This window comes from Chitinophaga sp. 01L420, from assembly GCF_056399985.1.
Genome location: NZ_JBFTSK010000039.1, coordinates 1 through 24,865, shown reverse-complemented (window position 1 = coordinate 24,865; position 24,865 = coordinate 1). Strand labels below are relative to the sequence as shown.

Annotated in this window: 25 protein-coding genes; 8 read left to right on the top strand and 17 right to left on the bottom strand. The window is 42.3% G+C overall.

Annotated features, from left to right (window positions below; translation table 11 throughout):
- Positions 1 to 87: 87 nt before the first annotated feature.
- Positions 88 to 927, top strand: coding sequence for a helix-turn-helix domain-containing protein (locus tag AC1DP6_RS27480; RefSeq protein ID WP_477057732.1), 840 nt, complete (start codon positions 88 to 90; stop codon positions 925 to 927).
- 22 nt (positions 928 to 949) lie between these two features.
- On the opposite strand, the gene AC1DP6_RS27475 is transcribed toward AC1DP6_RS27480, so the two are convergent.
- Both AC1DP6_RS27475 and AC1DP6_RS27470 read right to left on the bottom strand, forming a co-directional pair.
- Entirely contained in the window at positions 950 to 2,011 is a 1,062-nt protein-coding gene (locus tag AC1DP6_RS27475) for a PorP/SprF family type IX secretion system membrane protein (RefSeq protein WP_477057731.1), read from the bottom strand.
- An 11-nt stretch (positions 2,012 to 2,022) separates the two neighbouring features.
- Entirely contained in the window at positions 2,023 to 6,888 is a 4,866-nt protein-coding gene (locus tag AC1DP6_RS27470) for an Ig-like domain-containing protein (protein ID WP_477057730.1), read from the bottom strand.
- 943 nt (positions 6,889 to 7,831) lie between these two features.
- Here AC1DP6_RS27470 and AC1DP6_RS27465 point away from each other — a divergent pair.
- Entirely contained in the window at positions 7,832 to 8,074 is a 243-nt protein-coding gene (locus AC1DP6_RS27465; protein WP_477057729.1) for a hypothetical protein, read from the top strand.
- Between the two features lie 89 nt (positions 8,075 to 8,163).
- On the opposite strand, the gene AC1DP6_RS27460 is transcribed toward AC1DP6_RS27465, so the two are convergent.
- Positions 8,164 to 8,541: a MauE/DoxX family redox-associated membrane protein gene (locus AC1DP6_RS27460; RefSeq protein ID WP_477057728.1), complete on the bottom strand. Its 378-nt coding sequence runs from the start codon at positions 8,539 to 8,541 to the stop codon at positions 8,164 to 8,166.
- 293 nt (positions 8,542 to 8,834) lie between these two features.
- Here AC1DP6_RS27460 and AC1DP6_RS27455 point away from each other — a divergent pair, with 293 nt between their 5' ends.
- A complete protein-coding gene (locus tag AC1DP6_RS27455) occupies positions 8,835 to 9,524 on the top strand; it encodes a DUF3592 domain-containing protein (RefSeq protein WP_477057727.1) in 690 nt (229 codons plus the stop codon).
- Positions 9,525 to 9,636: 112 nt separating this feature from the next.
- Here AC1DP6_RS27455 and AC1DP6_RS27450 read toward each other — a convergent pair whose 3' ends face one another.
- Complete coding sequence (locus AC1DP6_RS27450; RefSeq protein ID WP_477057726.1) at positions 9,637 to 9,873, bottom strand: hypothetical protein; 237 nt, start codon at positions 9,871 to 9,873, stop codon at positions 9,637 to 9,639.
- An 87-nt stretch (positions 9,874 to 9,960) separates the two neighbouring features.
- Between AC1DP6_RS27450 and AC1DP6_RS27445 the strand changes: the two genes are divergently transcribed.
- The gene (locus AC1DP6_RS27445) at positions 9,961 to 10,764 is read left to right on the top strand and encodes an SDR family NAD(P)-dependent oxidoreductase (protein WP_477057725.1); all 804 of its coding nucleotides are present in this window, start codon (positions 9,961 to 9,963) and stop codon (positions 10,762 to 10,764) included.
- Between the two features lie 61 nt (positions 10,765 to 10,825).
- The gene (locus AC1DP6_RS27440; RefSeq protein WP_477057724.1) at positions 10,826 to 11,683 is read left to right on the top strand and encodes an RNA polymerase sigma factor; all 858 of its coding nucleotides are present in this window, start codon (positions 10,826 to 10,828) and stop codon (positions 11,681 to 11,683) included.
- Between the two features lie 156 nt (positions 11,684 to 11,839).
- On the opposite strand, the gene AC1DP6_RS27435 is transcribed toward AC1DP6_RS27440, so the two are convergent.
- The 9 genes from AC1DP6_RS27435 to AC1DP6_RS27395 form a co-directional block, all read right to left on the bottom strand.
- Positions 11,840 to 12,478 carry a class I SAM-dependent methyltransferase gene (locus AC1DP6_RS27435; protein ID WP_477057723.1) on the bottom strand — a complete coding sequence of 213 codons (639 nt, stop codon included), beginning with the start codon at positions 12,476 to 12,478 and terminating at the stop codon, positions 11,840 to 11,842.
- A gap of 1 nt (position 12,479) precedes the next feature.
- On the bottom strand, positions 12,480 to 13,484 hold the full coding sequence (locus tag AC1DP6_RS27430; RefSeq protein ID WP_477057722.1) for an NAD(P)-dependent alcohol dehydrogenase: 1,005 nt from the start codon (positions 13,482 to 13,484) through the stop codon (positions 12,480 to 12,482).
- A gap of 328 nt (positions 13,485 to 13,812) precedes the next feature.
- Positions 13,813 to 14,169 carry a nuclear transport factor 2 family protein gene (locus tag AC1DP6_RS27425; RefSeq protein ID WP_477057721.1) on the bottom strand — a complete coding sequence of 119 codons (357 nt, stop codon included), beginning with the start codon at positions 14,167 to 14,169 and terminating at the stop codon, positions 13,813 to 13,815.
- Entirely contained in the window at positions 14,156 to 14,344 is a 189-nt protein-coding gene (locus AC1DP6_RS27420; protein ID WP_477057720.1) for a hypothetical protein, read from the bottom strand. The genes AC1DP6_RS27425 and AC1DP6_RS27420 overlap by 14 nt, the downstream gene beginning before the upstream one ends.
- A 9-nt stretch (positions 14,345 to 14,353) precedes the next feature.
- Positions 14,354 to 15,007: a DUF2461 domain-containing protein gene (locus AC1DP6_RS27415; RefSeq protein ID WP_477057719.1), complete on the bottom strand. Its 654-nt coding sequence runs from the start codon at positions 15,005 to 15,007 to the stop codon at positions 14,354 to 14,356.
- A 5-nt stretch (positions 15,008 to 15,012) separates the two neighbouring features.
- Entirely contained in the window at positions 15,013 to 15,381 is a 369-nt protein-coding gene (locus AC1DP6_RS27410; RefSeq protein WP_477057718.1) for a VOC family protein, read from the bottom strand.
- A gap of 73 nt (positions 15,382 to 15,454) precedes the next feature.
- Positions 15,455 to 16,270, bottom strand: coding sequence for a DUF6597 domain-containing transcriptional factor (locus AC1DP6_RS27405; protein ID WP_477057717.1), 816 nt, complete (start codon positions 16,268 to 16,270; stop codon positions 15,455 to 15,457).
- A 59-nt stretch (positions 16,271 to 16,329) separates the two neighbouring features.
- On the bottom strand, positions 16,330 to 16,740 hold the full coding sequence (locus AC1DP6_RS27400; protein ID WP_477057716.1) for a DUF3592 domain-containing protein: 411 nt from the start codon (positions 16,738 to 16,740) through the stop codon (positions 16,330 to 16,332).
- A gap of 55 nt (positions 16,741 to 16,795) precedes the next feature.
- A complete protein-coding gene (locus tag AC1DP6_RS27395) occupies positions 16,796 to 17,209 on the bottom strand; it encodes a DUF3592 domain-containing protein (protein WP_477057715.1) in 414 nt (137 codons plus the stop codon).
- 468 nt (positions 17,210 to 17,677) lie between these two features.
- Between AC1DP6_RS27395 and AC1DP6_RS27390 the strand changes: the two genes are divergently transcribed.
- The gene (locus AC1DP6_RS27390) at positions 17,678 to 18,721 is read left to right on the top strand and encodes a hypothetical protein (protein WP_477057714.1); all 1,044 of its coding nucleotides are present in this window, start codon (positions 17,678 to 17,680) and stop codon (positions 18,719 to 18,721) included.
- A 232-nt stretch (positions 18,722 to 18,953) separates the two neighbouring features.
- On the opposite strand, the gene AC1DP6_RS27385 is transcribed toward AC1DP6_RS27390, so the two are convergent.
- A complete protein-coding gene (locus tag AC1DP6_RS27385; RefSeq protein WP_477057713.1) occupies positions 18,954 to 19,340 on the bottom strand; it encodes a class I lanthipeptide in 387 nt (128 codons plus the stop codon).
- A 49-nt stretch (positions 19,341 to 19,389) separates the two neighbouring features.
- Here AC1DP6_RS27385 and AC1DP6_RS27380 point away from each other — a divergent pair, with 49 nt between their 5' ends.
- Positions 19,390 to 20,574, top strand: a complete 1,185-nt coding sequence (locus AC1DP6_RS27380) for an epoxide hydrolase family protein (protein ID WP_477057712.1) — start codon at positions 19,390 to 19,392, stop codon at positions 20,572 to 20,574.
- A 446-nt stretch (positions 20,575 to 21,020) separates the two neighbouring features.
- On the opposite strand, the gene rffA is transcribed toward AC1DP6_RS27380, so the two are convergent.
- Genes rffA through AC1DP6_RS27365 form a run of 3 tightly spaced genes read right to left on the bottom strand, consistent with a single transcriptional unit; the run spans position 21,021 to position 23,034 of the window.
- Complete coding sequence (gene rffA, locus AC1DP6_RS27375) at positions 21,021 to 22,148, bottom strand: dTDP-4-amino-4,6-dideoxygalactose transaminase (RefSeq protein ID WP_477057711.1); 1,128 nt, start codon at positions 22,146 to 22,148, stop codon at positions 21,021 to 21,023.
- 24 nt (positions 22,149 to 22,172) lie between these two features.
- Complete coding sequence (locus AC1DP6_RS27370) at positions 22,173 to 22,889, bottom strand: GNAT family N-acetyltransferase (RefSeq protein ID WP_477057710.1); 717 nt, start codon at positions 22,887 to 22,889, stop codon at positions 22,173 to 22,175.
- 13 nt (positions 22,890 to 22,902) lie between these two features.
- On the bottom strand, positions 22,903 to 23,034 hold the full coding sequence (locus AC1DP6_RS27365; RefSeq protein ID WP_477057709.1) for a hypothetical protein: 132 nt from the start codon (positions 23,032 to 23,034) through the stop codon (positions 22,903 to 22,905).
- Positions 23,035 to 23,931: 897 nt separating this feature from the next.
- Here AC1DP6_RS27365 and AC1DP6_RS27360 point away from each other — a divergent pair.
- Positions 23,932 to 24,663 (top strand): DUF1266 domain-containing protein, encoded by a 732-nt coding sequence (locus AC1DP6_RS27360; RefSeq protein ID WP_477057708.1) that lies wholly within the window; start codon positions 23,932 to 23,934, stop codon positions 24,661 to 24,663.
- Positions 24,664 to 24,865: the final 202 nt, after the last annotated feature.

Sequence of the window (24,865 nt, the reverse complement as noted above, 5' to 3'; positions counted from 1 at the left end):
TTCTTTAAATTGTAACTAAAACAAAGGTAGGGGGCTACACAGGATGCGCTGCTGTACATTTTTTCACTTAATCAGTACTTTCAGAACATGAGAAAAGAGAGTTTACATTTGCCTTTCGAGATTGAATTTGCTACCCTGGACCAATACCCCAAAGGCTCCAGGCACAATAGTTACTTTGAATTAATCTACATTTTTAGCGGTACAGGCATCCAATACATTAACCAGCATAAATTCAATTATAAAGCAGGCAATTTGTTCCTGTTAACACCACAGGATATTCATTCCTTTGAGATCACAACAGCTACCCAATTTTTCTTTCTTCGTTTCAATGAATATTATGTAAAGACGAAATCCGGTCACGAAAAAGATACGATACAGCGAATGGAATTTATTCTTCAGAATGCCAGCCATCGCCCCGGATGCATCCTGAAAAACCAGGTAGACAAGCCGCTGATTGCGTCCCTGGTAGCAAGCATCATACAGGAAGATAATCATCAGCAACTCTATCATAAAAAAATAATAGAACAAATTGTAAATGCCATTATAACTATTGTAGCAAGAAATATTGCTTTGAAGCTCCCTAAAAACATCAAGGAAAATACGGGAGAAGTAGTATTGGATATATTGCATTATATCCAGGAAAACATCTTCGACCCATCCAAACTAAAAGCAGCGGAGATCAGCCGGCATTTCGGCATTTCATTAAGTTATATGGGGCGGTATTTCAAAAAACAAACGGGAGAAACTTTGCAGCAATATTTAACCACCTATAAGCTGCGACTGGTGGAATCCAGGTTATTGCATAGCGATATGCGGATCGGAGAAATTGCTTTTGAATTTAACTTTGTAGATGAAAGTCATTTAAACAGGTCCTTTAAGAAGTTAAAGGGCGTAAGTCCTACGGAGTATAGAAGGCAGTATTGCTAGAAATAATTATGCTACATTATTGTTACATAGGAAACCTGGGGCATAACGATTGTCTCCGCTCGCTCTTACGGTTATTGAGGAAATCTCTGTAAGATAAAACCAATTCAAAGCCCCCACGATGCTGTGCCGCAGCGGCCAGTTTATCAATATTTATATCGTAACTGATACCAAGCATAAATTTAGATTGCTGCAGCTGAATAACCGGGATAATAGCGTCATTCATCCGGTACAAAATTCCACCGGTAATGGTTTGCTCTCCCCCACCCATAAAAAGATCCCTGCTGAGCATAGCACCCACCTGCAGCGTGCTGATATTTACGGGCGTTAAATGTTCTGCAAATTGCCGGAAGTAATCCGCATAAAAAATGAACCGGTCCGTTTCACTGGTGGGCGCAGATAACCCCACATTGAATGCCAGCTTTCTGTTCAATACGATGGTATTGCTCTGGAAAAATCCCACCTTCGGCTTTGTAATGTGAAATAGTCCTGCTCCCACAAAATAATCTATGTCTTCTTTCATCACACCATTGTAGCTTAAGCCGGTAGACAGGTCAAAATAGTTCACGCTCGTGTTATCAAAAGTCTGCCGCGAATACGGCAGCACGCTGAAAGTCCCGTTACTGCCTGGAATAAACTGGTCGTTCAGTACCAGCTTGGTAGGATCAAATCGTTGTTGCATCGAACCACCCATGAAGGCAAGTGATAAATAAGAGTTTCGCTGGCTGCTCAATGGCAAACTATAATTAATTGCAGGCAATATCTGGGTAGTACTAAACTGAGAGGTACCGGCTACATCTCTAAGCAACTGCAGGCCAACAGTAAGGTTATCATCACTGGTTATATTCACAGGAAATTTGACTTCCGTGCTTAATCCAAAGGTTCTATACGGTACTGTTACACTTTGCCATTGATTCCTGTAAGAGGCAGTTACCCGTATATCGCCGGTGAAAATTCCAGCTAATGCAGGATTGCGCAAAAGTGGCTGATCATAGAATTGCGAAAAGCCAACATCCTGTGAAAAACTTTTCGTCACCACCAGACAAGCAGCAATCAATATGAAAAATATTTTATGATACCCTTTCATAAATAAGTCATTTAGAATAATGTAACATTTCCCTTAAACGAATAGGGCACTCCGTTCTCACAGATAACATCCACCGTATAAATGTATACCCCTGTATCTGCCGGCTTTCCATTCACCATACCATCCCAGCCGTAATCAGCACTGTTAGGAGGGAAATTATTCCGTTCAAACATGATGCGTCCCCAACGGTTAAATACCCGGAAAGATTTCACGGACGAAATACCGGTTGCCCGCACGACTAACTTTCTATTTTCCGGTACATTACCATTAGGAACGAATGCATTGGGAACAAATACCTGGGAGTTCTGGCAAAATACATTGATGCAGATATCCGCGCTTCCTTTACAGCCATATATGTTGGTGACATCTACCTTATAGCAGATGTTATTCTTGATGATGGCAACAGGAGAAGCACAGGTGGCGTCATTACAGGTAAGGTCCTGTGACGGTGTCCAGGTATAACTTTGTATCGGCAAAATCCCGGGGGCAGCTGCATTGGTGATTACAGGTGCCAGGTTTAAACGATAACCGGTAGGCAATGTCATAGTATCCTTTGGAAATGCTACCAAAGGATATCCGCCAATCTGTATCAGGGTATCTGTAGTTGTGCTGCAACCTGTTTGGGAAGAGGTAACAGTGACAGCATATATTCCCGCATCCTTAATATTTACCTTATTAATTCCTGCATTGGGACCATTCATGGGAAACCCGGTTCCCGGCCCTTTCCATAAATAAATCAGGGCGGCATTTCCTGGAATGGAACTATATGCCTGCAACACCAGATCATCACCCACACATAACGGCGTTCTTGCAGAGATCACTGGTTTGGCGGGTGCCTGCTGAATCACCACATCAAAACTGACAGGCGGCGAAATACAATTGTTTTGCGTAGCATACACCACATAGGTGCCTGCATCTTTCATTGCAGCAGATGGAAATGAAACAACTGCATCGCTGATAGTATCTGCTGAAGGACCAAATGCCGGGCCCGCCCAAACATATTCAATAGTTCCAGGCTGATTATTTCCGGAAGAGAGTGCCGTCAAAGTAAGCGGTTGTCCACTGCACAACGGAGGATTATATCCTGCCACCGGTTTTAAAGGCGGCATAGGATCCTTCAGTATAAATACATCCGGTATTTTTTGCGAGAGACAACCACCTGTTGTTTCTACAAATATGCCGGAATAAGTACCTGCTGTTAATGGTATCGTAATCCTTCCTGAAGCATCTGTATTGGTAGAAAAAGTAAGGGCAATTTGAAATTTATTGTAATGTACTACCACCGGCACATTAGGCATAGCGGCATTATTGAGGTCCAACACCTGTAAGGTAATGGCGCCAGACGGAATGCCGCATGCAATAGGATTATTATAGGCTGCACTCACTATTTTTGCCGTAGGATGAACCGTAGCCGTGATGGGTGCTTTGGGACTTTCACATCTGTAAATGTTGGTCTGACTAGCATAGTATACCCACTGCCCGGCAACATTCGTGTTAATCACAGGCGCACGGTTTAATAACACTCCATTGCCATCATACCACTTAATCGTTGTTCCCGGTAAAGGATTTACACTTAAGGCGGTTGCAGGCGTACCCATACACAGATCAGTATTGGTGGTTACCGGCGCCGGCGTGGCGGGATGCACGGCCAACATGATATCAGCTGAGGCACCGGGACAAGGTTTCAATCCAGGATTAACAGGCGTTACCCTTACTGTGAGTGATTGACTGGCGCTGCTCCTATTTGTAAAAGATAAAGATATTACCGCATTAGGATCCGACGAGGAACCTGTGGTGGTACCAGTGACATTTGCAGGTAATGGTCCAACAACGGTCCAGTTATAAGTAGTGTTAGCCACTGTGGAAGAAGGCTTAAACAGGGCTGTTTCACCAGAACAAATAGATTGAGATGTTACTGGAAAAGTCACTACCGGACTCGCTGTGATTATTACACTGGCGGTGGCTACATATCCCGGGCAAGGTGGGGCCGCGGCAATGGTATATGTAACGGTATAAACACCGGGAGTACTGCCCGCAGGATTAATTTCACCGGTTGTTGCATTGATGGATAATCCCGCGCTGCTGGTAAAACGCCCTCCTGTTGTACCAGATAGGGATACTGGTTGCGAAACAGTACTACTGCCACAATACGGAGATCCTGCGTAATTAATAGTTGCGGTTGGAATACTGTTTACCATTACGGTGGCAGTGGTACTATAATTTGCGCAGCCACCTGCGCCAGGAATAGTATAGGTAATGGTATACTTACCTGCAGCAGCGCCAGAAGGATTAATTTCTCCTGTAGTTATATTGATGGGTAATCCCGTTGCCGGTGTAATGGAATAAACGCCATTCCTTGTGCCGGTAAGCACTACTCCTACAGGTAGATTGGGGGTAGCCGGTGTATTTAATGTATTACATACGTTCGCCACAGGATAACCAATGGTAGCCGATGGCGCGAGTGTAATGGTAACTGACGTGGTAGTAGTAAAGCCTGGGCAAGGAGCAGCAGGTGCAACCACATAGGTCACTTTATAGGTACCTGGTGTACTGGTAGCAGGTGTAATAACGCCTGTTAACTGATCTATTATTAATCCCGTGGTACTGGTAAAAGTTCCGCCGGCAGTACCGGTGAGCAGTACCTTCGTAGCAGCATCTGAAGTGCAAATAGGCGGGTAAGCAATCGTAGCTGTTGGCGTACCGTTTATCGTAACCGTAGTGGTGGTCTTGTAAACCGGACAGGCCCCTGCGCTCTGAATTGTATATGCTATTGTATAGATGCCCGCTACAGCACCGGCAGGATTAATTTCTCCGGTGGTAGCGTTGATGGATAACCCTGTTGCCGGAGTGATGGAATAGCTACCGCCTGTGGTGCCGGTATGTACAACTGGTACAGGAGGATTCGACGCATTGGCCATATTACACAGGTTGGCAGACTGATAGGATATGGACGCTGAAGGAGCAGGACTTACGTTTACGGTAATCGCTGCTCTCGGCCCCTCACCACAACCCGTTACTTCACTTACATAATAGGTAGTACTTCCGGCAATGGCCGTTGATGGCGTAGGCGCAGTGGGCGAACCAATACCACCGGAAGCATTGGCGTACCACAATAAATTGTTTCCAACAGCGGTTAATGGAGTTGCGGACTGATACTGGCAATAAGCAACCGGCGTAGTTACCTTAGGTGCCTGTGCTAATGAATTAACCGTTACCAATATAGCAGCTCTTGGACCCTCGCAACCATTAACAGTTTGACTCACGTAATAAGTAGTAGTACCAATGGTAGCCGTAGATGGTGTTGGTGCTGTAGTAGTACCTGTACCCCCAGTTTGATTTGTGTACCATAACAAGCCTGTTCCCGTAGCGGTTAACGGTGTAGCCACCTGATTCTGACAATACTGCACTGGTGTAGCCACCGTGGGTGCCGGAGGACGCTCTTTTACGGTTACCTTCACCGRTATTCTTATGCTTTCACAACTATTGGGAAAGGTTTGACTTACATAATATAGAAAGATCCCCGGGCTGTTGGTAGAAGGTGTAGGCGCCAGTGGAGATCCGACACCACCTGTTGCCGATGTATACCACAATAACCCCACTCCTGTTGCTACCAGCGGAACAGCGGTTTCTCCCTGGCAATAAAATACAGGTGGCCCCGCCACGGGTGGTGGAGACGGCGGACTTACCACTACCTGTTTTGTTTTAACATCACTGCCACAGGTGGCATTAGATGCTGTTAATTTAACGGTATAAGCCCTGGCTGCTGCATATGTATGGCAAGGGGGATTCTCGTCATTGGAAGTAGTGCCATCTCCAAAATCCCAGGTAAAATTACTCACTGTGCTGCAACTCTTACCACTGGACCCATTCACTGTTTTATTAGTAAAACAAACAGGAAGATTTAAACAGGGCGCGGTAGGATCTGTGTCAAAATTAGCAACAGGCTTCATTCTCACCACAATCTGATTCAGCGTATAGGTAGTAGTATAACATCCATTAATTACTCTCAGTGTGGCTGTGAAGTCAATTTGAGGACAGGATGACTTGGTGTATTGATGGCTTAATAAACGAATACTGTTTGTTGGGCTCAGCGGATGTTGTAAAACAACAGGTGGAGTACCATCGCCAAAGTCAACTTCATAGGTAGTGCCGGGAGAATTGCCAAACCAGTTACCAATTTGAAATTCAACCGATACAGGAGCACATAGTCCCGTGGTAGAGGTAGATGTAGTGAAGCTGGCTAATGGATTCTGCCCGTTGTAAAACCGGTAGCCTGCACTTCTGCTACAGCCATTGGAAGATTTGATCGTCATGGTGATCTGAAAATACCCCTGCGCTGCATAAGTATGCGTCATCTGTCCATTTACCGGCCAGTCTGTTTGCATAAAGACGGGGGTGTTGTCTCCCCAGTCAATAGTATATTGATTGCCGTTGCCGGCTACTACGGAACTATTAATAACATTAAGACTATACGTAGCATTACCATTACAATTGGTAAAAGGATCTGTTGCCTTATCCGTCAATGCTGGTTTAGGCACCGGCAGAATGGTCAGATCTGTGTTGCTAAAGGCGGTCCCATCAGGTGTAGTGATGGTAATCTTTCCCGTCGTGGCCTGGTCAGAAACAATGGCGGTGATAGTGGTAGCACTGTTCACAGTGAAAGAAACCGCATCATCACTCCCCAACTTTACGTTTGTTGCGCCAGTGAAGTTACTTCCTGTAATCGTTACGGGCTGTCCCTGGCATACAGTCGTCGGCACAAAGCCACTGATAACCGGTAGTGGTGGTGGTGTCTGGGATAAGACGGGATCTCCGGATAGTATGCAATAGAAAATAATTACACAGCGTATAGAGGATTGTAAACGGGATTTGAACATAGAGGTAACTGATTCCTTAAGATACGTAAAATAAGATGAACTCCCTGCTTCCTATATCAGGGAAGCAGGGTATTTACGTTCTTCTTCGGATATTGACAGAACGGGCTTGTTAAATTGCTCCAGCATGGTCATCGTTTCCCTGTACTCCCTGGCTTCCGCCACTTTTGTAAACTGGATTTCTGCGTTGGATGGATAATTCCTCTTCTCTCTGCTTGATCAGTTTATTTTTCTTATTAAAAAACATAATATAGGATTGTGGTGAGCTGTAAAATGTTAGTCTGAAGTAAGGGTACAATTTGGTGGTTACTGTTGATCAGGGGTATACCTACTTTATTCCGGTAGTTGTAAACTTAAATATTTTTCCGGATTGATCAAAGTTTTAAGTGACAATAGCACAATTGCCTTAACAAATCGGGGAATAAACTTTTCTTGTATAGGATAGGTATAAGCGCGCGGGCAAAGTACTTCATTTTCCAGGCCTTGTTTTAATGCGTATGAATGATGCTCAAACTTATTAGTTAATAACGCATTAACTGGGTAATTCATGGTTAAGGAAAACGGATTAACAATTGATTTACATGAATTCCCTTATCATTTCCCTTACCGGATACTTTATGACTCATGAATTTCATTAAATAAATTCTATATTTAATAAGRCCCGGTAAATCGCTGTTACTATTATTCCATCAACATTTTCAAAGACCAAAATAGCTTTTCAAAATTCAGAAAATATCTGAGGTCTTTGAAGAATACAAAAAATCTGATAACCCGGTAGTCCATCAAATAATTATCTTAAAAAATGAACATGAAAAAACTCCTATTCCTACTTCCTTTAGTATGCCTGTCAACTTCCTTTAAAAATGGCAGTAAGGAAAAGAAAAAATTACACCCAGGCCTAAAGATTATCAGAGGTATTTGCAATAGTGGAAATGAAATCAGTAAGATGAAATTGTTCATAAAAATGAATGGCGCCGATAGTGTATTTGAGGAGGTTTCGATACAACATCGAACCAACAACTCCTATACTTATACTTGTGTAAGAGGCTATTTTGAAAAACCGCTTATGTCTTGCCAGATAATTGATTGTGATAACGTGACTACTGCCATCGTCAACTATGTGAAGTCAAAAGATAATCCTGAGATCGACTCCGCCAATCACGTGGAGATTATATACCTAAAGCAATAATACAAAAGCGGGTGCCTCATTAATAACGAGGCACCCGCTTTACATATTCGTATGATGGGAGTAATGTTATCGCTTCCTTCTTAGTCAACCTATCTTACCATCGGCAGGTATTTCTCCCGATTCTCAATAATCACCCAAATGTTAACGGCGAAAAGCACCAATGCGATGGGTAAACCCGATGGTGCATTGATTACGTTAGTCAGCAAAACACCTACCATTACGGGGAGGATAACGATGGCTCCGAGCGCCCTGGTTTTCTTCATAATAAAAAGTGCACCACCTACCACTTCAACTGTGCCTACCAGTGGCATTAGCCAACTGATACTCATAAAGGCGCCCATTAATTTCATCAGGCTTTCAGGCATGTCTTTGGGCATTGGCATGTAATTAAAAAACTTATTGAGCCCGGCATTAATGAACATCAGGCCAAATAGAAGGCACACGACAAATAGAATTTTGTTTTTCATAGTGGTAAAATTTATCGCAAACATACATTATTTTGAAATGTTTAAGTTATCAAGATGGCCAACTTTTAAATAATAGGCCTTCCATTTATATGTACACCCTTATGTGGATGGAAAAATGATTGATACCGGGAAAATGATTTCGGTAAAATAGCTTTCCCACAAAAAAGCTTTCTACATGACGCAACTGCTGACAAAATCGCCCAGCTCCTTTTTTGAAAGCCGCTCACAAAACATCACCTGTACTTATCTATTCAATTTTCTTATATTGTGCACTTAATCAATCGCTTACCCCAATGAAACGCAGGGCCGTATCTATCACTTTCAGCATCTTTTTGGCAGTAGGACTACTGCTCCTGGCCATTAGCCTGGTTATCTGGTATAACACTGCAAAATATAATAACACAGCGGTAAAAACCACGGGAACRGTAGTTGACCTGCTGTCGAAAAGCGACCGTACTTTTTCTCCTGTCGTTACATATGATGATGCTAATGGTGTTAAGCATCGTTACATTTCCTCCTTTTCTTCCAGACCTGCGGGCTATAAAATAGGCGAAACCGTGGCCATGTACTATGACCCCAAAAATCCGGACAGCGCAGAAATAGCTGGTTGGCAACAATATTTTGGCAGCCTGATAACAGGAGGCCTGGGGTTCCTATTTAGTGCGCTTGGCCTGGGTTATTTCGTAGTGAGAAAGATCAGTCACTCCCGCCATGAACAGCTAAAACAATCAGGGTTCCTGATGCACGCTGATATTATTTCAGTAGATATCAACCAATCCATTTCTGTGAATAACCGCCATCCTTTTTTTATCCGGTGTGAAGGGAAAGATTCACTCACCGGAAATATCAGTAATTTCAAAAGTGGTTTTATCTGGTCTGATCCCACCCCACTAATTAGACAAGATAAAAAAATAGACGTGTATGTAGATCGAAACAATCCACGTAAATATTATGTAGATATCAGTGCTTTTGAGGAAAAATAAACGGCCCTGTCACAGCTGCTGCAGCGGCAATATCAACCCAATAGAATATCGCAACAAATGCTACAAATTCTTCTTCAAATACATATGCTTTCCCCCTCAGAGATATTCTTACTTAGTCAATTTTCTCAAAGGGTATGAGGTCTTGTGCTTTCAATTTCACCAGTAAAAGTTCTGCATACCTATGTGCAAACCGTTCTTTAACTGTTTTTGAAATTTTAGTGTAAAATACGTTACGCTTTTCCCATTCTTCAATACCTTCTTCTTCTGTCTCTGGTCGTTCAACGATATCCAGATAATGTACGATTTCCTGGCATCCGGTACCAACCGTAAGCACCTCAAAAAAACTCATAATCAATACATTACGAGATATCTATCTTTTTTTTCAAAAAACCGATCGTTTTGCAAGGCTGATTCGTCAAAAGATAAACTCAATAAAATGATTTATCTAAAAGACAAAGTAGCCGTCGTATTTGCTGCATCCGGAGATATTGCGGGAGCAGTTTCGCGATCGTTTGCCCAACACGGGGCAAAAGTGTATGTCACCGCCCGAAACCTGGATGCTGTAAAGGCATTGGCCCAGGAGATCAAAGCGGGTGGTGGAAATGCGGAAGCCGCCAAAGTGGACGCATTGAATGAGACTGAAATAGACAACTTCTTAAAAAAGGTCGCCTCGAACAACGGAAAATTAGATGTAGTATTTAATGGTATAGCGGTTGATTATAACGAGATGGGGGGCCGCCCGCTCACAACGGTCGCTACTTTCAAACAATTTATGGCCCCTATGGAAACGATCTGCGGTTCACAATTCCTTACTTCGAGGGCAGCAGCGAAATACATGATGCAAACCCAATCCGAGGGAACTATCTTATTGCTCACGGCTGCGTTATCCAGGAGCAAACTGCCTAATGTGGCAGGCATCACGGCCGCCAGTGCCGCTATTGAGGGATTAACGCGGGTAATGGCCGCCGAATGGGGTGGAGATGGCATAAAGGTGATCGGTATTTGCCCCGGCGCCTTAATGGAGACGAAGAGGATTTCCGGATGGATTGAGGCCTCTGCAAAACATCTCGGAATACCTCCGGAGCAGTTGATTGCACAGTACAAGGCCTTCGACCTGTTAAAGACGAGTCCAACATTGAAGCAGGTTGGCGAAACGGCTGCTTTCCTTGCCTCTGAAACTGGTATCGCCTTCAACAGTCATATCGTTGATGTGGATTGCGGCAAGCTGAACATATTATAGTATATTAGAGGTTGCAGCCTTCCCATGGAAGACTGCAACCTCACTTTTTATTTATTAATGAATGGAAAGGGAAGACATCCTCCAATCGGCCATATCCGGCGATATCAATGCATTCCAAATGCTGTTTGCCGAATTTCAAAACCAGCTAAAATCTTACCTGTATCGCTTACTTGCCGATCGTAATGATGTAGATGACCTGACGCATGATACATTTATCAAAGCATTTACTAAAATATCGACCTTTAACCAGGATGCTTCTCTGAAAACCTGGGTATTCAAAATAGCCACCAACCTTGCCTACGATCATCTGCGGAAGTTGAAAAGATGGCAGCCTGATGCCCAGGATCGCGGGGCCGACCTGGCCATAGGTTCAGAGGAAGTCAGGCAGGCCTTCTGGAAGGTGCATGATACCTCAGCGGCCGGGGCTTACGAAATGAAAGAGCATATCGACTTCTGTTTCACATGTATCTCAAAGACCTTACTCATAGAAAATCAAGTCGCACTGATCCTAAAGGATATCTACGATTTTCAAACCAAGGAAATTTGTCTCATTCTCGGGAAGACTGAAGGAGTAATAAAACACTTGTTGAATGATGCCAGAAATACAATGACGGGTATTTTTGAAAACAGGTGCGCGTTAATCAACAAAAATGGCGTCTGCCACCAATGCAGCCATATAAATGAAATTTTCAACCCAAAACACGATCAGCAGGAGCAACTGATGAAGTTAGAATTGGTGAAAAAATCGAAAAAATATAACAGAGAGCAACTTTTTACATTGCGAACATTATTGGTAAAGGCCATCGACCCCCTGCATGCTTCTGGTACCGATCTGCACGAATCTATTATGAATTGTGTCAGAACGGCTATTGGAGAAAAAAGTGATTTCTTCGACAAGCATCCAGGTAAAGCAGAGTAATTCCATCACAACGAAGTGTCTTGAAAATATCACCAAAGAAGAATGAGTGGTTTATATAAAAGAGTTTATGACTAGCGTTTTTAGCCTCAATTAATTGCTTTGGAAAATACCATCGGCAGCTATTGCAATGAAAAATACCTGGAGCTATCTTTCTCTTCATTTTTTCTTAGCCCAGATGTAGCCTCGTCTGCTTTGGTATTCCACATCTGCATGCGGACGCCTTTCTATGGCATCAATTATCTTAAAACCCGCGCCATCAAGTAGTGTTATTATATCATCCGTCTTAAAGAAGAATAAATCAACATCAACTTCCTTGTCATGAGCTTTGTCAAAATGAACGACCTCATCTCCTACGTGAAAGGAAAATAAAAAATCTCCTCCTGTCTTCAATACCCTGTTTATTTCTTCGAAACACTTCCTGATCTGGTCATGGGTAAAGTGGACTATCGCATAGAATGCAAGCGCACTTCCAAGATATCCTGACGGATAAGCGATATTCAACAAGTCCCCGGTTTCAAATTTGATTTCAGGGGAAAGCTTCCGGGCAGCACAGACCATTGCCGGCGACAAGTCAATGCCGCAGATATCTTTCAGGCCATTGTTATACAGAAATTTTGTTGTTTGTCCAGGACCACAGCCAAAGTCGGCACATAGTCCTTTGCCTTTATTGACAGCTGCAAATTCCTTCAATAGCAAGCGGTCAAAGTGCTTTTTGGACAGTTCGTCCGAACGCTCAGCCGCATAGTCATCGGCTACCAGGTTATAACAGCTTAATACTTTTTCCTGTGAATTCATGTTATGCTAAGTTTTCCAATACTAACCGAATTACTTTTCCTGCTCTTACCTTTTCTATCGCTTCATTCACTTTAGTGAATGGCATAACATCCACCGCGCTCTCAATATGATGCTTTACCGAGAAATCAAGCATGTCTATCATGTTCTGGCGACTACCCACATAGTTTCCATAAATAGTTCGTTGAGCATAATCATAAAGCAAACCAAGGTTAATTGACTGCTTTTCCAAAGGGGTAGCCACCACACAAAACTTTCCCTGTGGTTTAAGAATTTTTAAAAAAGGATTCAGATCATACGGCACGTTCAATGTAGAGATAATAAAATCAAATTTCTTATTAATCGTTGTAAGATTATTGACGTTTGAGCTAAGTACAAATTCAGCTCCCAACTGATTAATCATCTCTTTTTTCTCCGGAGAATGAGAAAATGCATACACCTCATGTCCCATTTTATTTAAAAACTGGATGGCCAGGTGACCAAGACCACCAGCTCCCAGGACCCCAACAACGGAGTGGGCTGGCAGCTGTGCTCTTACAATTGCTGAATATACGGTAAGACCAGATGACAGCAAAGGAACCGAATTGGTCGGGTGAAGTGCTGTTGGAAGTTTGAATGCAAATCTGTTATCGACAACGATATGGTCCGCCAAACCACCATAGCAATCCACACCAATTACTTTTTGCTGAGCACAATATTGTTCGTTTCCTGCATTGCAAAACTCACAATCAAAACAAGCCTCCTGCTGATAACCGATCCCAACGCGGTCGCCCACATTTAATGCAGTTACATTTGAGCCGGTTTCCTCAACAATTCCTACAATTTCATGTCCTGGAACAAGCGGAAATTTTGTATCGCCCCAATCATTACTTATGAATTGGACATCCCCTCTTGCAATAGAACAATAAATAATTTTAACCCTTACCTCATTGTCGCCAACATTTCTTTCATAATAAAATGGCTCCGCTTTTCCACCTTCCTCTTTAATTCCATATGCTTTGATTTTCATAAATAGCCTGATGAATTTATAGGTTTTTGATATCTTTTGCTACCAGATTAAGATTGTTACTTAGTTGATGCCCACCGCTTTCAATTTCGCGAAAGGATGCTTATGGAAGCTTATACTTGTATAATATAAAATGATCTAACGGTATCTCATGACAATGGTAAAAGAAGATACGACTATTTTTTGGAAGATTTTCCGGGAAATCTTTTTGAAGTTTTAATCCCTGCACCCAATCCGCTTTACCACTCCAGGATGATGTCAGAAATGTTCCGGCTGCCCTTGCTGGCACCTTATGCTCAGAGAGGCATTTCAATAGCAATGACGCGCCCATTTAACTGGTTGCAGTCTCTATCACAAAAGCCTTTAATACGGCCATCTTACCATCGCGAAACCTCCAGACGTCGCAGTAAGAGTAATCGATCATTATCCCGGCTTCGTTTTTCATACTGATTTTGCCAATTGCGGTAACAAAGTCACCTTCGACGATTAAATTTTCGACCATGAACTTTGGCGGCTCCACATACGCCGTTGCCATATACTGTCGAACGGCTTCCTTCCCTTGTAGTACCCTGTCGCCTACAAATGTCCATACCGTATCGTCGGTGCAGAAAGACAAAAACGCTTCATAGTTCCCTTCAGTGATAGCTGCGTTTGCTTTTTCCAGTATTGCCTTATTATTCTGAGTCATATGATATGCCTGATTTTAAGTAAATACCTCTATGGAATAGATTTTCTCCTGCGTGATGACTGCCGGTACCGGCATGAGCAATAAATTTAGAACATTTTTCATTCATTCTCACTACTACGCCCAACTCAAAAAACCTCACAACAATATCGTCGTGAGGTTCAACTTCTTTTTCCAAAGCTACATGTTAGAGAAAAGGTGCATTCAGAAAATCATTGAGAGGTTTCAGGGATTTATAAATTTCAGCAAACTTTTTTGACGCCTCTTTTTCCAAAATCGCTTCATCAGAAATGGGACAGATAGCTACAAAACATTTCAGTTTCAGATATTCAGCCATCGGGTCTTCTTTTTCAAAGCCCAAGGGAACACGTTTTAATTTCCCCTCTTCGCTCAAACCTCCGAAATAACGGCAGAAACATGCTTCACCCACAATCTTTTGAAACGCTTCGGCATTGCTGGAAATCTCTTTCCGAAGTTCTTTCAGCTTATCATTTTCCAGCATATAGATACCACCTGCCAAAAAGGATTGTCCAGGCTGGATATGCAGATAGTATCCGGCTTTCTCATGCCCTTTTCCCGAAACTATATTTGCTCCGAAATTGGTTTTATAAGGCTCCTTGTTATGTGAAAATCTTGTGTCGCGATATATCCGGAAAAGCGATTTTCCGGCATCTACTTTCCCTAATTTCTTATCAAATCCGGCCATTTCCCCTATCAGTTCTTCAACAAATGAAATAACATCTTCGCGGGCAGCGGTGTAGGGTATTTTATGCTCATTGAACCATTCACGGTTATTGTTCCTTTCTAACTTTTTCAGGAAGTCCAGGGTAGCTATATTCATCTGTTCTAGTTGATTGAATGGACTGCCATTTTGTTTCCTTCGGTGTCAATGAACATTCCGATATATCCTACTTCGGGACTGATGTGCGTTTTCGGAACAATTATCTTTCCGTTGTTGGGTGCTACTTTGTCCAATACCGTTTGTAAGTCGTTGCCACCATTCAGATAAGCAATAGCTCCCTCTGTTGAGGGTGTGTAACCTTCGCCCTGAACGATTGCTCCCGACACGTTTGTGCCGTCAGTTGGGAAGAAGCCCATTTTTGTACCGAACATCTCTGTTTCGTTGATCTCCAAACCTAAAATGGCTTTGTAAAAAGATACCGCTCTGCTGAAATCCGTTGCAGGAATGTCGATGAAATTGATCAGATTTTCCATTATCAAATTATTTTATGTTCGGTAGCAAAGTTATTATGCGCTTGAAACATAAAATTGTAAAAATGGGACAAGGCTATTCTGTTCTGTCAAAAATCAAAGACATCTTTAAGTCGTCACCATAAAATTCTTTGGGAGTCAGCCCGGTAAATTCTTTGAAATCTTTAATAAAATGTGCCTGGTCGTAATATTCTCCCTGGTAAGCCAAAGCAACAAGACTTGTAATTTTCTTATTCAGCAACATTTTGAGCGTGGCTTGCAATCTGATGGTTTTTGAAAGTTGTTTCGGACTTAAACCAATGGCAGAAGAAAATTTGCGTACCAATTGTCTGCGGTTGATATTGGTTTGTTTGGAAAGTTCGTCAACAGACAGCTGTCCGTTAGCTGTCAAAATAGTTTCAACAGTTGATTTTACAATATGGTCAATGGTTTCGGTATCAATCAATCGGCTTAATAAAAAAGTTTCAATCAATGCTATTCTCTCAGAAGTAGAACCAGCGGTCAAAATCTTTTTTTCGATTTCCTTTCCGTCCTTTCCAAACAGCTTTTCCAATGAAACGGCTGTATTTTCCATTTCCTTTATCGGAATGGTTGCAAAAGGCAAAAATCCGTATGGGTGAAAACGAACAAAAAAAATACCGGTTTCTCCTGTCGGCTCTACTTCAAGCGGTCGTGTCAGTTGTCCTATTACAAAGCATTTCGGCAGGAAAACGCTATCTCCGTTTTCGATGTATTGTTTATACAAATCGCCGTAGTGAAAAATCATTTTCATACAGCCGTCAGGAACGATGGTGTTTTTTTCGGGCGTTTTTCCTTTTAGGCTTTCCAATGTCCAATAACATTCGACCAGTGCCGCTAAGTCTTGACTGGGTGGATAAATTTGATGATTCATTTATTGGACGACGTTTATTAAAGTACTAAACTACTTGTTTATAAATACAACCTGACACCTTAAGTGCCAAAATATCCACGCAACAGAAAATAGCCGCCTCCAATCACCAAAAGATCCAGCGCCACGGCCATCAGGCTCAGTGGCCACCAAAAAATCCTCCAATAGTTGAGGAACCTAACAGTATCCGGTTTGCCAGGCTCGAATATAAATGCAATCGTTTCACCTATCTGCCATTGTGCAGCTGAAGAACCTGACGAATGCCTATACGTAATTATTTCATGCTGACGGGTAGGAATATCGAAAACAGGAAAATAAAATGTACCCTCACTATCTTCTTTTTCAACAAGCTGAACAACGGTGCCAACAGCGCGCTCACCGTCTTTTACAAATGTCAGCTTATTCCTCAGCTCTACTAATGCACCAGCTAATAATAAACCGCCAACGGTTATAAAAATGAGATATATGATCATCTGCTTAGCTTTAAATAATAATGCTATGTAATTACCAGAAACGTTCTTTCACTTTTCAGGTATTGTTTTTATCCGGCCAACTTATCAACGGTTTAAGAAAATAATAACCTGCCCCCACGATAATCAACGGAATGGCGCTGCCCATAAAAACTATCGTCCAGTTGAAGAGCCAGAAATAACTCATCAACGTGGCGGAATCTGGGTTTTCAGGATTATACAGAAAGATGGCTTCTTCTCCGATATCCCAGGATGCTGGCTTACTTGCAGCTGCATGGTGGTAAATGATCTCGCCATTCTCTTTTGTCTTTACTGTAAAAACCGGTGAGTAGGCATCATCAATTTCTTCCATCGAGGTAACGGTGCCAATGGCCCGTTCACTTTTGCTGATGAAATCAAAAGACTGTTTCAATTTGTATAATGAAACGGCAAGTAAAATGAAACCGGCTAACAAATACAGTTTGTACAACATAGGATGATTTGAATTGTATCAATTATGCAGGGCATAGAAAACCTGAAATCGAAGAAGTCCACACAAAATCCGCCCCAACCGCTTCTATACACTACATCGGAAAACGTTTAATATTTCATGCTACACTATCGCTCGCGTTGAGACCGTTTTTACCCTTTGAGGACTCTAACCAATTTGACATTGAATATAAATCTACTACAAGATAACAACAAAATTCCGGGAAATTGCGGAATAGAACAAGCCTTCAAATCCAGCGATTTGAAGGCTTGCTTAGGTGTTCCATATCTTCGGCGCGGTTTGAAAACCGCGCTGAGATCCTGCACCAGCGGGAATAACAAAGAAAACAACCCCTTCTTGGTATGAATCTTGCTCAATGCATGAGCAATGGCGTAAATTAAGACTATTGGGGAAAAAGTTCAAAATTGGAAAACCATATCTTCAACGATCAATATAATCAAAAGCATAAAAATGAAATTAACCTGTTATAGCCTTATTGCTTTTTCCATTCTTGTTATAAGCATTTCCAGTTGTAAAAAAGATAAAAACTCAGCGTCCAATCAACCTGATGGCCCCGAAATACCCGTGTCTGAAATATATGTAGCGGGTTATGAAAGCAGCGCGGCAAAATACTGGAAAAATGGTATCGTTACCAACCTTACCGGAGGAGCTAGTGGTTATGCCACAGCTATAACCGTTGCAGGTAATGATGTATATGTAGCCGGCTGGGAAGATATTCCCGGCGGAAGAAAGCTCCAATACTGGAAAAATGGCATTGCAACACAACTGGCCGTGGGTGATTTTAATACACTGACTGGTGGCATTGCTGTAAATGGTAATGATGTTTACGTTACAGGAGCCCAAACAAATAGTAACGGTACCAAAGTCGGCAAATGTTGGAAGAACGGCGTGGCCACCAATCTCTCGGATGGTACAACCGGCCACCATACTAATGCAAACGGAATAGTGGTATCAGGAAAGGATGTGTATATAGCAGGAGGCGAATTTAACGGGAGCAGGCTTGTGGCTAAATATTGGAAAAATGGTATAGCCGTACCGCTTACGGATGGTACGAAATCGGCACATGCGAATGCAATTGCAGTGGTGGGTAGTGATGTATATGTAGCCGGATATGAATCCATATCAACTGAGGGTGGAAGCAACCCGGTTGCCAAGTACTGGAAAAATGGAGATGCTATATCACTCAGCGATGGCAGTGAATATAATGTGGCAACAGGCATCGTTGTTTCTGGGAAAAATGTATATGTATCCGGTTATCAAAATATCGGAAGCAGGGGAAATATTGCGAAGTATTGGAAAAATGGGGTGGTTAAAAATCTGGGCGACGGTACCCGAAACACCAAAGCTAATGCCATCGCTCTTTCGGGTAGTGCGGTGTACGTTGCGGGCTTCGACGGTAATTTTATCACCTACTGGAAAAACGGAGTTGCTACCCACCTTTCTAATGGCGGTAGTAGTAGCTCTGAAGGTCTCGCCATCTTTTTGAAGCAGTAAAAAGGGAGATCATTCTGTTAAACAGCATCTCTAATCCTGAGGAAACAAACGCTATCATCTGGCTCCTATCCAAAGAGTGGATCTCACTGGGACAGTACATAAGGATCCTTCAATTTGACCATCTTATAATGTAGCCTCCGATAAAACGCATACCAAAGGCAACCTGTCAAAGTCTTTTTCAGGTTGCCTTGGTGCAACATAAATTGTAGTTAATCCAAACTGACCGAAAGGACTAATTACAAAGAACGTGAGGATTTGTTTCTGTAAAACAACCTGCATTAGGTAACCAGGTAGGGCAGCCGTAGGTAGTTCTGGGACCTCCGCCGATTAACTGATATTGTTCCTGATTGTTAAGAGGGGCAACAATTTCTCTCTGAACGAATAGTTTTTTACTTAAAGACAGCTTTTTCTTTTTCATTTTAAGGGTTTTGTTTTGTCTTAACAAAATACGGGATAGCACTGCGGTTATTTTTCGGTAGTCATGAATGGCTATCACAACGTAATCAGAAAGAAGTCTTGTGCGGAACCGGCAGCGTGTTGGGGTCAGATAGTCAACAGCAGGTATGTCTATATAACCTATTGTATTTTTTTTATTTTCGCACTGATCTGCAACTGACATACTGTTGTCACAACCCGCTTATAACTTTGTTTCAATAAACACCCAGGATATGAAACAAACTATTCTTTTACTGTGCATCGCGATAATGGCAATGACCTCTTACGCGCAATCCAAAAAAAGCAACAATATGTTTACTGTAAAGCCCTTCAAGATCAATGTGCAACAAGTTGTACTGGACGATCTCCAAAACCGCCTCCGCCAAACCCGTTGGCCTGATGCGCCTGAAAACATTGGCTGGAAATATGGTACTGATCCAGAATTTCTTAAAAGCCTCGTTGCCTATTGGCAAAATGGGTACGACTGGCGCAGCCAGGAAGCCTCGCTTAACAAGTTCCCACAGTTTATAGTGGAAATAGACAGTCTTCCCATTCATTTCCTCCATATTAAAAGTAAAAAACCTAATGCCCCTACCCTGCTGCTGCTACACGGATGGCCCGATTGCTTTTATCGCTTTCACAAAGTCATTCCACTATTAACAGACGATTACAACCTGGTAATACCTTCCATTCCCGGTTTTGGCTTTTCTGGTCATGTAGCCATGACGGACGATGGTTCAGCAAAAATTTTTGCTACACTGATGAAAGAGGTACTCGGATACAAAACCTTCCTGGTAGCCGGAGGAGACGTGGGCAGCGGCATCACCAAATCAATTGCAAATCTTTATCCCGAAAACGTGACGGCTATCCACTTGTCAGACGTGGGATATCCCAACGGCACGGAAGATTGGAGCACCATGTCCAAAGCCGAACAGGAATTCGGACAGTTTATACAGCAATGGTGGTACCGGGAAGGAGCATATGCCATGTTGCACGCCACAAAACCACAAACGCAGGCTTTTGGCTTGAATGACTCCCCTGTGGGCCTGGCTTCCTGGATCGTTGAAAAATTCAATGCATGGCGTACTCCAGGTGGCACTATCGAGGATCATTTCACCAAAGATGAACTCCTCACCAATATCATGATCTATTGGGTGAGCCAAACGATTAACTCTTCTATGCGCACTTATGCCGTAGGCGCCTTTCAACAACTGGCTTCAGGCCAAAAGGTTAATACCCCCACCGGCGTTGCGATATTCGCTGGTGATGCCCCTACACCGCGGGAATGGGCAGAAAGAAAAGCAAATGTCAAGCGCTTTACCGTCATAGATAAAGGCGGCCACTTTGCGGCATTGGAAACTCCGGAACTATGGGCTAAAGAAGTAGATACTTTTTTCAAAAGCACCCTGGAAAAATAACCTGGTTGCGATGCAGGTATTGCCGCTGTAAAAGGGGTCATAGTGCGGTGAAAGAGTAGTAAGAGTGTAGTAAGAGAGTAATGTAACAGCAGTAAGAGTATAATAGGACAGTAATAGAAGTATGGTGGGAATGTAATAGATAGACGAGTCCTAAGTACCGGAGAAGTATACGAGAAGTATACGAGAAGTAATAAGATATGTTTTCAACAGCCGTAGAGTCCGTAAAATGCACCGCTTAACGGCTCCTGATCTCAGGATTAAAAGAACCAAGACCACAGCAATACTTCCTTTTTTATTAGAATAAAAAATAACAGGAGATCAAATCTTACTAAAAAAGAGAAGGCCGTACGGCCTTCTCTTTTTTAGTAAGATTTCAACAGGAAAAATATAGACCAACAAATAGACAAAATGTGTCTCCAGCAGTGATAGCCGCTGCTTTTGATATATTATTTTCTCTGCTGGTAGAAAGTCCTGATACAACCGGTGATATGCATAACCTGCTCATCCGTCAGCTCATAAAACAAGGGAAGTCTTACCAGCCTGTCCGAATAATAATCGGTATACTTCAGTTCCCGGCCATCATGCTTATCCTGATAGTAGGCGGATTTATGCAGGGACAAATAATGGAAAACGGCCAGTACATCATGTTGCTTCAGCCAGGCGATGAGCGCCTGTCTTTCTTCCAGATCCCGACACACGATGTAAAACATATGTGCGTTATTGGTAGCATAATCCGGAATAAAAGGCAGTGTGATAAGGTCTTTCAGGTTATCCAGCTCTTTTCTGTACAGCTCCCATATCTGCACTCTGCGATGTTGTATATCTTCAATATTTTCAATCTGAGCATATAGAAAAGCGGCGATAACTTCAGAAGGCAGGAAAGAAGAGCCGATGTCTACCCAGCCATATTTATCTACTTCACCGCGGAAGAAGGCGGAGCGGTTAGTTCCTTTCTCCCAGATAATTTCTGCTCTCTCAATAAACTGTTCATCGTTGATGGCCAGCATACCACCTTCTCCGGCAATGATATTTTTGGTTTCATGGAAGGAGAAAGCTGCCAGATGCCCTATAGATCCCAGCGGGCGGCCTTTGTAAGTGGCATCAATAGATTGTGCGGCATCTTCAATAACATAGAGGCGGTGTTTATTGGCTACATTCATGATCATGTCCATGTCACAGGCAATACCGGCATAATGCACGGGAACAATGGCCTTAGTGCGCGGAGTGATCAGCGATTCCAGCAATTCCGCATCTATATTGGGATTACCTGCGCTGCTGTCGGCAAATTTAATAGTGGCGCCTCTCAGTATAAACGGGTTGGCAGTGGAAACAAAAGTATAAGAGGGGACGATGATTTCATCTCCGGGTTGTGTATTTATGAGTATGGATGCCATTTCCAGCGCATCGGTGCAGCTGGTGGTGAGCAATGTTTTCTTAAAGCCATATTTTTTCTCCAGTGCTGCCTGACACTTTCTGGTAAAAATTCCGTTGCCGGAAAGTTTGCCGGACAAGGCCGCCTGGTACATATAGTGGGCTTCTTTACCGGTGAGGTATGGTTTATTAAATGGTATCATATGCATGGCTTATTAAAAAGTAAATCATGACCGGTCAGGCCAGAAATGATAAAAATATATGGTATTCTCTACAACGCATCCGCTTTTCTCATACAGAGCGCAGGCCGGGCGGTTCAACCCCTGTGTAACTACCTGCATAGATGTATATCCCTGTGAAGCGCTCCAGTGTTCTGCGGCCACCATCAGTGCGGTACCGATGCCCATTCCGCGGTATCGTTCATCTACGGCAAGCAGTCCTATGTCTCCCCTCCCATTTTTTTCTCCCAGTGTTACCACACCAGCGATCTTTTCTTCTACCTGATATATCAGCACTTCCTTCGCGATGCTCCGGTTCAGGGAGTTGTTCATCCAGATAGTATACAACGCTTCAAATTTACTGCCGCCGATACGGGGATCCCTGTTAAACCTGGACCAGATGCCGCTTTGAATGGCCAACTGTTTTAACTGTTCATCCGGCACAACCGCCCTGCAGCTGGAAATATGCTCCGGCAGAATGCCGGTACGGATGTTATGTTTGACATAAGTAATTTTAATGTCTGCTTCGAAGCCATGGAAAGATTGCAGTACCGGCGATTCCAGCGCTACCTTTGCTTCCGCAGGATAGTACACTAACCGTGCAGAAGCGGGTATTGCCGCCAGCAGCGCTGCCAGCTCTGTTTCGCTGCCGGCCTGCCGGTTGATCCGGTATATTTCAAATCCCAGAAAATCACTATCCCATTCCAATAATTCAAATGGCTTCATTACACAATTGTTTTTATGGCAACATCTCCTGTAATACCCGCATCTTTCTTTCGGTATCAAAGATAGCATCCGTGAGTGATACATTCTCTTGTGCTGCTGCCGGAAGAATAGCTTTGCGGAACTCATCGAAGCTCATGTCTGCCACCGCAGCGGCATCCCGGAATTGATATGCTTTTCTTTCAGGAAAGCATATTCAGTGCTGTTATGATGAAGGAATACTTTCAGGCTGCGGAAAAAGAGTGTCAAATATAAATAAAATATACTAATTAAGGAGGGTGTTTTACTAAGCTAAGATAAAAAAAGTGCGGAAAACTCACAATTGTAGAGGGTTTTGAAGGATTTTCCACTACGCTTTATAGACAGTTGGAACGATTAAATGGTAAATTTTAGGTGAATCCAAGTTCAATAAAATCCCCCTTTTAAGAAACCTAAAAGGGGGATTCTCCGCCCTCCAAGACGGCAAATACTTTATTGACAGCCAAAAAATCAACAGATCTTATTGAATTTCGATGGCTTATTTTTTTGATGTCAGGTGTTCTTTTGTTATCCCTACCAGTCTCTCTATTGTTTCAATTTCCATGGCGTTCAGGTTTTCGTCAAATACCAGCTCCTTGGTTACTATCTGCGTTCGGTTTGTAGCAGGCTCGATGCACAATATCGTGATTTTGTTGACCCATCCTTCAAATTTTTCATCCAGGAATGTGCTTAGTTTAATGGGAAAATTCCTTACTGCCGGATTGAGACAGGCGATGCTTTTTTGGATAGTCCCTTGTCCCGGGATTGTCCGGCTAACTGTATCTGTGCATTAATTCCCCTTGCCACTAATCGCTAATAAAGCTGGAGGCTAACACGATGATTACTTCACGACGAACATAAATCGCATTAATATTTTAAAATATTTTAAATATTAATTTATTTTATTATTTTTGAGCCAGACGGCAGCCTTTACATACACCGCTTTCTGTAGCAATGATATTCCTGACCTATAACTTACTGACTTCAAAAAATAATCAAAGAACCAACATTAAAAGTCCCTATTACAATGAACACTTACCTTATTATCGGTGGAATAGCCTTGTTATTTATTGTATATATGCTTGTCTTAAAAGCGAAGATGAAGAAATACAATAATAAACAACAAGAAAGTTTCAATACCAATCATTCAGACAAACCATTAACCGACGAACAAAAAAGACTACTTTCATTTGGCGGAATTTTGTTTTATTATAGAGGAGAGAAAATCCTTGGAATCAAACCAGAAAATAGTTTGAATGAATATATCGGCGGATTAAAACAACAATGGGAAATAACAAACGAAACAACGGCGAAAGAAACTTTAAATGGTTTAATATCATTGCAAAGAAGTAATGAATTTGAACCTATTTTTCTTCAGTCAACAAAAGAATTAAGCATTACTCAAAAAAATATTTCAAAAGGTTTAGGACTAGACCTGGATAGAGTTGCTCAAGTAAAATCTGCTTATGCCTGGGATATTTGCAGGGCCGTATCATTGGCAAAATGGTGCTACTGGGTAGGCTATTTAACGGAAAACGAAACTTGGGAAGTTATGAAAAAAGCTTCGGAAGTAGCAACTGTAAAAAGTGATAACTGGACAGATTATACCATTTCTTTTCTATTAGGCAGGACAATACAAGGGTTTGATTTAGATGAAATAATAGTAGAAAGCAAACAAATATTAACAAGCAAGGGGCCAGCATTGAGAAAAATTGAGGATGTAGATATATATGCGAAATACCCTTTTATAAAATCGTAACACAATAAATCTTTGACAAGACACCAGGATAGATTCGAACTCCGCTTAAATACGACACTATCTCATAAACTGTGTAAATCTGAAAATCGGGGATTCACCTCGATTTTCCTAATTTTAAAACTATACACACAGTATTATGAAAGCAGAAGACTTCATATCAGACGACTTTTTAAAACAATTTAAGACTGGCAAGGAATTGAAT